We start from the raw sequence: 6,602 nt of genomic DNA, 5'->3' as shown, positions 1-6,602 counted from the left end.
CGCCCGCGCGATCGCCATGCGCGGCAACGGCGCCGTCGTGGCGGCCGAGTCGCTGATGCATGCCACCGTGCTGACCTGGTATCTGGAAGACGCGGCCCGGATCGAATGGCAACTGCGCGCGGCGGGGCTGGCCGACGGCGGGCCCGTCCTGTCGCCCAAAGAGGCCGCCGCCCGCGCGGTGGGCACTGGCCGCATCTATGAACGCATGTGGGAATTCCTGACCGCCGGCGACCCCGAGGGCGCGCTGGCCGACCTGTCACAACCGAGGGCGCAATGACCGATTTCCGCAATTTCATCGACGGCCGTTGGGTCGAAACGGGAAAGACCTTTGACAACCGCGACCCGGTCGACAACCGGCTGATCGGGCGGGTGCACGAGGCGGGTGACGCCGAAGTCGACGCCGCGGCGCGGGCGGCCAAGGCGGCGTTGCGCGGCCCATGGGGCAAGCTGAAAACGCAGCAGCGGGTGGAGCTGCTGCACGCGGTGGCCGACGGCATCACCCGCCGCTTCGACGATTTCGTCGACGCCGAGATCGCCGACACCGGCAAGCCGTACGACTTGGCCAGCCATCTGGATATTCCGCGCGGCGCGGCCAATTTCAAGATCTTCGCGGACCTGATCCGCAACGTCCCCAACGAGACCTTCGACCTGGAAACGCCCGACGGCGGCCATGCGCTGAATTACGGCGTGCGCGTGCCACGCGGCGTCATCGGCGTGATCTGCCCGTGGAACCTGCCGCTCTTGCTGATGACCTGGAAGGTCGGGCCGGCGCTGGCCTGCGGCAACACGGTCGTGGTCAAACCTTCCGAAGACACACCGGGCACCGCTACCCTGCTGGGTGAAGTCATGAACGAGGTCGGCGTGCCGGCCGGCGTCTACAACGTGGTCCACGGTTTCGGGCCCGGTTCCGCAGGCGAAAAACTCAGCCGCCACCCCTTGGTGGACGGCATCACGTTTACGGGCGAGACCCGCACCGGCGAAGCCATCATGCAGGCGGCCGCGGTAGGCGTGCGGCCCGTGTCGTTCGAACTGGGCGGCAAGAACGCGGGCATCGTCTTCGCGGACGCCGATTTCGACCGCGCGGTGGCGGGCATCGCCCGCGCGGCGTTCGACAACACCGGACAGGTCTGCCTGGGCACCGAGCGCGTCTATGTGCAGCGGCCCATCTTCGAGCGCTTCGTCGCGGCGCTCGGGGAACGGGCGCGCGGTTTCAAGCTGGGCCGGCCCAAAGATCCGGGCATGAACCTGGGCCCCCTGATTTCGCAGCGCCATCGCGACAAGGTGCTGAGCTTTTACGCGCGTGCCCGCGAAGAGGGCGCGACGGTGGTGGCGGGCGGTGGCGTGCCGGACATGCCCGACGGCCTGGCTGCGGGCGCGTGGATCCAGCCCACCGTGTGGACCGGCCTGCCGGAATCCTCCGCGGTCATCCAGCAGGAAATCTTCGGGCCGTGCTGCCACGTCGCCCCGTTCGATACGGAAGAGGAAGCCATCGCCCTGGCCAACGCCACGCCCTACGGCCTGGCCGCGACGGTGTGGACCAGCAATGTCGGCACGGCCCACCGCCTGGGCGCGGCGCTGGACGTGGGTATCTGCTGGATCAATTCGTGGTTTCTGCGCGACCTGCGCACGGCGTTCGGCGGCGCCAAGCAATCGGGCATCGGCCGCGAAGGCGGCGTGCATTCGCTGGAGTTCTACACCGAGCTGCGCAATGTCTGCGTGAAGCTCTGACGCGTCAAGGCAGGCGCCGCGCAGAACGGCGCCGCCGCCCAACCCCCAAGGAGACATCTCATGCAAGCAATCCCGAGCGGCCTGGCCGCGTTGGCTGCGGCGGCGGCCCTGGTCGTGGCTACGCCGCAATCGGCGCGCGCCGACATCCGCATAGGCTTTACGGGCGTGTTGTCCGGGCCGCAGGCGGCGCTGGGCCAGGACCAGTACGACGGGCTGATGCTGGGCATCGAACAGTTGGGCGGCAGCCTGGGCGGGCAGAAGGCGGTGGTGATCCGTGACGACGATCAGCTCAAGCCCGACGTGGGCGCGCAGATCGTGCAGAAATTCATCGAAAAGGACAAGGTCGACGTGATGGTCGGGCTGGGCTTTTCGAATGTGCTGATGGCCGAGCTGCGGCGCATCAAGGAGTCCGGCGTGGTGGCACTGTCCACCAATGCGGGGCCGGCCCCCATCGCCGGCCGCATGTGCCTGCCGAACCTCTTCGTGCTGGGCTGGCAGAACGACAGCATGTCGGAGGCCATGGGCAAGTACGTCAAGGATCAGGGCTACAAACGCGCTTACCTGATGTCGGCCAACTATCAGGCGGGCAAGGACAAGCTGGCGGGCTTCAAGCGTTTCTATGGCGCGGCGCCGGCCGACGAGGTCTATACGCAGCTGGGGCAGTTGGACTATTCGGCCGAGATCTCGCGCATGCAGTCGGCCGGGCCCGATGCGCTCTTTGCCTTTTATACCGGCGGGGTGGGCGTGAACTTCGTGCGCCAGCTGCGCCAGGCGGGGCTGATGGAGAAGCTGCCGTTCTTCTCGGAAAGCCTGATCGACTCCAACACGCTGACTGCGCTGAAAGAGCAGGCCGTGGGCGCCATCTACGGCACGCCGTGGGCGACCACGCTGGACAACCCGCAGAACCGCAAGTTCGTCGAGTCCTTCAAGGCCAAGTACGGCCGCCTGCCCTCGGAGTACGCCGTGGGCGGCTACGATGCGGCCTACCTGCTGGACGCGGCCGTGCGCGCGCAAGGCGGAAAAGTGGGCGACAGCAAGTCGCTGGCGGCGGCCGTGAAGGCGGCGGGCGCCACCTTCCCGTCGGTGCGCGGCAAGTTCCGCTTCAACACCAACAACATGCCGGTGCAGAACCTGTATGCGTACCAGGTGGTGAAAGAGGGCGACGGCATCGGCCTGAAACAGCTGGCCACCGTGCTGACGGACCATCAGGACGCCTACGTGGCGGACTGCCCGCTGAAGTGATGGGCCGGCGGCCCTCGGGAGACGTCCGATGAACGGATCGCTGCTGTTGTCGCAATTGCTCAATGGCCTGCAGCTGGGCGCGTTGCTGTTCCTGATGTCGTCGGGGCTGACCCTGATCTTCGGCATCATGAACTTCATCAACCTGGCGCACGGTTCCCTGTACATGATCGGCGCCTTTCTGGGGGCCACCGCCTATAACGCCAGCGGGTCGTTCGCGTTCTCCATCCTGGCCGCGGTGGCGGGGAGCGGATTCGTGGGCGTGGTGCTGGAACGCCTGATCGCGCGCCCGCTGTATCGGCACGACCACCTGTACCAGGTGCTGGCCACGTTCGGGCTCATGATGTTCTTCAACGAGCTCGCCTCGGTCATCTGGGGCAGCCGGCCATATTACGCCGCGGTGCCGCAGGGACTGGAGGGGGCGGTCAGCCTGTTCGGCAGCGATTACCCCGTCTACCGGCTGATGATCATCGGGATCGGCGCCCTGGTGGCCGTGGGGGCGTGGTTCCTTATCCAGCGCACGCGCTTCGGCATGTTGATCCGCGCAGGTGCCAGCAACGCGCCCATTGCCAGCGTGCTGGGCGCTAACGTCGACTTGCTGAAGACACTGCTGTTCCTGCTGGGGTCGGTGCTGGCCGGCGTGGCCGGCGCCTTGGCGGGACCGATCCTGTCGGTGCAGTCGGGCATGGGCGAACCGGTGCTGATCCTGGCGCTGGTGGTCATCGTGGTGGGGGGCATCGGTTCGGTGCGGGGCACGCTGATTGCCGCGTTGCTGATCGCGATGATCGACACGCTGGGGCGGGCCTTTCTGCCGGACCTGCTGCGCGCCGTGTTCGATGCGCCGGTCGCCAATGCGGTCGGGCCGGCGCTGGCGTCGATGCTGATCTACGTACTGATGGCCGTGGTGCTGGCGGTTCGCCCGCAAGGCCTGGTCTTTTCGGCGCGCCGTTGAGCCGCGTGCCACTGAACAAGGGCAATCCATCATGCAAGAATCTTCGTACCGGCGCTGGGTGCTGCCACTGCTGTTCCTGGTCCTGGCCGCCGTCCCGCTCGTGGCGCAGTGGCTGGGCGAACCCTTTTATGTGACGCTGGGCGCGCGCATCCTGATCTACGCGCTGGCGGCGCTGGCGCTGAACCTGGTGCTGGGTTTTGCCGGGCTGGTCAGCTTCGGCCACGCCATGTTCCTGGGCCTGGGTTGTTACGCCGTGGGCATCCTGAGCTTTTACGGCATCGGCAACGGCTGGGCGCAATTGGCCGTGTGCATCGTCGTCTGCGCGCTGGTCGCCTTGGTGGTCGGGACGGTGTGCCTGCGCACCTCGGGCATCGGCTTCATCATGATTACGCTGGCCTTTGCGCAGATGTTCTATTTTCTGGCGGTGAGCCTGCGCGAGTACGGCGGCGACGATGGGCTGAACATCTACGAGGCCAGCGCGTTCGGCCTGTTCGATCTGGGCGGCAGCCAGCCGGTCTATTGGGCCGCCTGGGCGCTGCTGCTGGCGGCCAGTCTGGGCATGCTGCGGCTGCGGCGGTCGCCGTTCGGCATGATCCTGCGCGCCACGCACGCCAATCCGCGCCGCGTGGACGCGCTGGGCTATTCGGTGTTCGGCGTGCGGCTGACGGCCTATGTGGCCTCGGGCGTGCTGACCGGCATCGCGGGCCTGTTGCTGGCCAACCTGACCGCCTTCGCCTCGCCCAGCTACATGTCGTGGCCGGTATCCGGCGAACTGATCGTCATGGTGGTGATCGGCGGCCTGGGCAATGTGCTGGGCCCGATCTTCGGCGCGGTGGCGTACCTGCTGCTGGAAGAGGCCTTCAAGGGCGTGACGCAGCATTGGATGCTGCTGATGGGACCGGTGGTGGTGGTGATCGCGATGCTGGCCCGGGGTGGCTACGGCCGCTCGCTGGCGTGGCTGCGCTGGCCACGGCTGGCGCCAGCCGATGCGCCGCCGTTGAAACAAGTCCCGGCGGACGGGCCGTCCATTAAAAAGGCTCCCGGCAGCAAGGCGCAGATCAAGGAGGCCTCGGTATGACGGCGGCGGCGATGACGGCGCCAGCTGCGCTGGCCACCCGCGATCTGGTCCGCCGTTTTGGCGGGCTGGCCGCCACGGATGGCGTGTCGCTGGATGTCGCGCCCGGCGAGCTGCACGCACTGATCGGCCCCAACGGCGCGGGCAAGACCACGCTGATCAATCTGCTGTCGGGCGAACTGCGGCCCGACGGCGGTTCGGTCAGCCTGGGCGCGGCGGATGTCTCGCGGGCCACCGTCCAGGAACGCGTGGCGCTGGGCATGCTGCGCTCGTATCAGGTGACGTCGGTGTTCGATAGCTACACGGTGCTGGAGAACGCGTGCCTGGCGGCGTTGCGCAAGCGCCGTCGCAGGCTGTCGGCCTGGACCGCGCTGCGCGATTGCGCCGATGTGATGGACGCGGCGCGCGAGGCGTTGCGCGCCTGCGGTCTGGACGCGGTGGCCGAGTCACCGGTGGAAAGCCTGGCCTACGGGCAGCGCCGTCAACTGGAGATCGCCATGGCGCTGGCGGGCCAGCCGTCCGTGCTGTTGCTGGACGAGCCGATGGCAGGCATGAGCGCAGCCGAAAGCGCCGGCGTCATCGCCTTGCTGCAAAGCCTGAAGGGCCGCTACACCATCGTGCTGGTGGAACACGACATGAACGCCGTCTTCGCGCTGGCCGACCGCATCAGCGTGCTGGTTTACGGCAAGGTCATCGCGACCGGCTCGGCCGACGCGATCCGCAACCACCCCGACGTTCGCCGCGCCTATCTGGGCGACGACGCCGACGCTTGAAGGAGAGCCGCGATGTTGGAAATACGCGGATTGACGGCGGGCTACGGCCATTGCCAGGCGCTGTTCGGCGTGGACCTGGCCGTCGGGCAGGGCGAAGTGGTGGGGCTGATCGGCCGCAACGGCATGGGCCGAAGCACGGTCATCAAATGCCTGTTCGGCCTGCTGCCCGCCAGCCAGGGCAGCATCCAGTACGGGGACCGTTCGTTGCGCGGCATGGCGCCGTACCGGATCGGACGGCTGGGGTTGTCGCTGGTGCCGGAAGGGCGCCAGATTTTCCCCACGTTGACCGTCGAAGAAAATCTGGTGGCCACCGCCAACGATCGAGGCCGCGCCCCGGCCTGGACGCTGGCGCGCGTCTATGCGCTGTTTCCCCGGCTGCAGGAACGCCGCGCCAACCTGGGCACGCAACTGTCGGGCGGCGAACAGCAGATGCTGGCGCTGGGGCGCGCGCTGATGACCAACCCCAGCCTGCTGGTGCTGGACGAGGCCACCGAAGGCCTGGCGCCCGTCGTGCGGGCCGAGATCTGGCGCGTGCTGGCGCAGTTGAAGGCGGAAGGCTTGGCGATGATCGTGGTGGACAAGAACACCACGGCCTTGCTGCGGCTGTCCGACCACAACGTCATCCTGGACAAGGGGACGACGGTGTGGCGCGGCAGTTCAGTGGAATTGTCAGCGCGGCCCGACCTGGTGGCCGCCTACGTGGGAGTCTGAAATGAAATTGCAGGACAAGGTAGCGCTGGTCACCGGCGCGGCGGGCGGCATCGGGCTGGCGATTGCGCGGCGCTTCGTGGACGAGGGCGCCTATGTGCTGCTGGCGGACCGCAAGCAAGCCGAA

Annotated in this window: 7 protein-coding genes and 1 pseudogene; all 8 read left to right on the top strand. The window is 67.7% G+C overall.

Annotated elements, in window-relative coordinates:
* Window positions 1-277, top strand: a pseudogene (locus HG262_RS30655) (class II aldolase/adducin family protein); the annotation flags it as partial.
* A complete protein-coding gene (locus HG262_RS30650) occupies window positions 274-1,728 on the top strand; it encodes a 2-hydroxymuconic semialdehyde dehydrogenase (protein ID WP_169274576.1) in 1,455 nt (484 codons plus the stop codon). The pseudogene HG262_RS30655 and the gene HG262_RS30650, both read left to right, overlap by 4 nt.
* Before the next feature lie 60 nt (window positions 1,729-1,788).
* Window positions 1,789-2,970, top strand: coding sequence for an ABC transporter substrate-binding protein (locus HG262_RS30645; RefSeq protein WP_169274575.1), 1,182 nt, complete (start codon window positions 1,789-1,791; stop codon window positions 2,968-2,970).
* A gap of 28 nt (window positions 2,971-2,998) precedes the next feature.
* Complete coding sequence (locus tag HG262_RS30640; RefSeq protein ID WP_169274574.1) at window positions 2,999-3,919, top strand: branched-chain amino acid ABC transporter permease; 921 nt, start codon at window positions 2,999-3,001, stop codon at window positions 3,917-3,919.
* Window positions 3,920-3,950: 31 nt separating this feature from the next.
* Window positions 3,951-4,997, top strand: coding sequence for a branched-chain amino acid ABC transporter permease (locus tag HG262_RS30635; protein ID WP_169274573.1), 1,047 nt, complete (start codon window positions 3,951-3,953; stop codon window positions 4,995-4,997).
* A gap of 11 nt (window positions 4,998-5,008) precedes the next feature.
* Window positions 5,009-5,767 (top strand): ABC transporter ATP-binding protein, encoded by a 759-nt coding sequence (locus HG262_RS30630; RefSeq protein WP_248293540.1) that lies wholly within the window; start codon window positions 5,009-5,011, stop codon window positions 5,765-5,767.
* Between the two features lie 12 nt (window positions 5,768-5,779).
* Window positions 5,780-6,478: an ABC transporter ATP-binding protein gene (locus HG262_RS30625; protein ID WP_169274571.1), complete on the top strand. Its 699-nt coding sequence runs from the start codon at window positions 5,780-5,782 to the stop codon at window positions 6,476-6,478.
* Between the two features lies 1 nt (window position 6,479).
* A partial coding sequence (locus HG262_RS30620) for an SDR family NAD(P)-dependent oxidoreductase (RefSeq protein ID WP_169274570.1) occupies window positions 6,480-6,602 on the top strand: 123 nt, incomplete at its 3' end.

Origin of the sequence: Achromobacter sp. Bel, from assembly GCF_012928505.1 — a bacterium.
Lineage (GTDB): Bacteria > Pseudomonadota > Gammaproteobacteria > Burkholderiales > Burkholderiaceae_B > Achromobacter.
The sequence above is the reverse complement of the archived record's forward strand: the minus strand, read 5'-3'. Positions and strand labels throughout refer to the sequence as shown.